Origin of the sequence: uncultured Dialister sp., assembly GCF_937959425.1 — a bacterium.
GTDB lineage: Bacteria > Bacillota > Negativicutes > Veillonellales > Dialisteraceae > Dialister.
Genome location: NZ_CALGPS010000049.1, coordinates 1 through 1957, shown reverse-complemented (window position 1 = coordinate 1957; position 1957 = coordinate 1). Strand labels below are relative to the sequence as shown.

The window sequence follows — 1957 nt, the reverse complement described above, 5'->3', positions numbered from 1 at the left end:
CTTCTTTCTTCTTTTCTTCGATTTCCTTTTCTTTCTTCTCCTCTTCAAACTCTCCGCTTTCTTCACCCTCATCCACCGCCTTCAGAAGCTCGTCCTTCAGGCTTTGGATATCCTCTGTATATTTGTGGGTAGCCGCATCCCAGAGGGTGTAGTCCAGCTTCTTCTTCATGTCATACATGGTGCCGCTGGTGGCCTGCTGGAAAAGGTACTGGGTATTGTCCATATCCGCAAAGATTTCTCCCACCCTGCCCTTATGCTTGAACTTGGACTTGCCCACCTTCACGAAGTACATGAAAGTGCCGATATGTGCTCTCAAATTGCCGATAGGGCTCTCTTTTTCATGTCCCTTATCAAAAAATCCCATGAATGTCTCCTTCTCCCTCGGGAAATAAACCTGTTCGAACAGTTGATTATGATTCTTTATTATAAATGATTTTTACCGTCCTGGCAAAAATCACCACAGAGCTTCATAGCCTCTTTCCACCATGGCCAGTCCCACGCCCATGGCCTTCATAAGCTCTGAAAGGCATGGCAGATCCCGCAGGAAACGGTCGGTCTGCGGATTTTCTTCTTCCAGAAGAATCCGGCTCTCTATGGAAGACTCTTTGGAAAGTTTCAATTCTTTCAAAAGCCTGTCACCGTCCACCATCACAAGATGGGTAAAGGAGCGGAGCACCGCTCCCAGAAGGGTATCCGAGGTTTCCGGTATTTCCAGCAGCCGCACCAGGAAACGGCTGTCGCCGGCCTCATCGGCCAGCATCATCACAGGCCGTCCGGTCTGCTGAAAACGGCTTCCCAGAAAGACCAGATCATCCGGAAGCACGCTTCCGAAAGGCGGCAGCACCTTCTGCTTCCGCACCCGGGCCCACAGGTCGTTTTTCAGAATTTTCTCTGCCCGAACCCCTTCCACCCGGCGGTACATGCCCCGGGGCAGGGTCATCCACATTTCACGGTGAGCCAGAAGCCATTCTCCCAGCACCTTGCAGTAAGGCTCCTCCGTGTCCCACGTCACCCCCATGCGGTTTACGTATTCCTTCTGGTAAAGGGTCTCCGGATGGGCGCTGTCCCTTTCAATCAGGGAGAGCAGCTCCCCTCTGGTATATTGGCCATAGAGAGGAAGCCCCCGATTCACAGGAAACAGGTGGGTACCGTGGAACAGATAGAAAGAAGACACCCCCAGAAGGACGCCCAGCCGCGAGAGTTCCGTAGAAACCCGGCTTTTCCCGGCGCCGTACCTTTCATTGGACGCGCCTGTAATAAGCACCGCCGCTTTCAGCATAAAGGGCGCCTCCCGGCCAAGAGCCTTCGCCACTGTAAGCCGGTTCAGCGACTCCTTCCAGGACCACAGACGAAGCATCCGGCAAAGAGGCTTTTCCTCCTCCGCCTCCGGCCTCATATCATACAAAGTGAGCATCCGTCCTGTCCTGTCCATGGAGGCAAGGGGAAACCGGCCCCACACCTCTGCCCGGCTGTCCTTCAGCACGATTTCCATATCCAGCGCCGAGCCCCTGGCAAAATTCCCCTGGGAAAGCACCGCCATGGTCTGCCGGCTGCCGTCCTCCGACGCCTTCTTCACCACCGTCCGGTACATGGACCAGTTATGATCAGTCTTCTGAATCTTGTCCGTATGAGACAAAAGCCAGGACCGCACCACTTCCTCATAGGCCTTCCCCGTATCGGATGTGATGCCATCTTTTTCTATATAATCCTTCGTAAAAAGGAGATCCGGATGCTCTGCATCCCTCTCCACCATGGCAAGCAGCTCCGCTTCCCTGTAAGCCATTATAACCACCTCGTTTTTCTTCATCTATCTTACCACATATATTGGGATAGTGTACTGGTGGACTAGTGAGCTGGTGAGCTAGATAATATGAAGTGACCTCACATTTGTAGCATCGTGGAATTTACCTGTATACTGTGGTTAGATAGAAATAAACATAGTATCGGGGATTACCGC

At 52.5% G+C, this 1957-nt stretch carries 2 protein-coding genes; both read right to left on the bottom strand.

Annotated elements, in window-relative coordinates:
- A partial coding sequence (locus Q0482_RS02200) for a hypothetical protein (RefSeq protein WP_299142782.1) occupies positions 1 to 364 on the bottom strand: 364 nt, incomplete at its 3' end.
- 90 nt (positions 365 to 454) lie between these two features.
- Positions 455 to 1807 (bottom strand): hypothetical protein, encoded by a 1353-nt coding sequence (locus Q0482_RS02195; protein ID WP_299142779.1) that lies wholly within the window; start codon positions 1805 to 1807, stop codon positions 455 to 457.
- Positions 1808 to 1957: the final 150 nt, after the last annotated feature.

Bases quoted from the DNA above. Each gene is read 5' to 3' on its own strand.
- Q0482_RS02195 (WP_299142779.1), bottom strand. From the start codon at position 1,807: ATGAAGAAAAACGAGGTGGTTATAATGGCTTACAGGGAAGCGGAGCTG.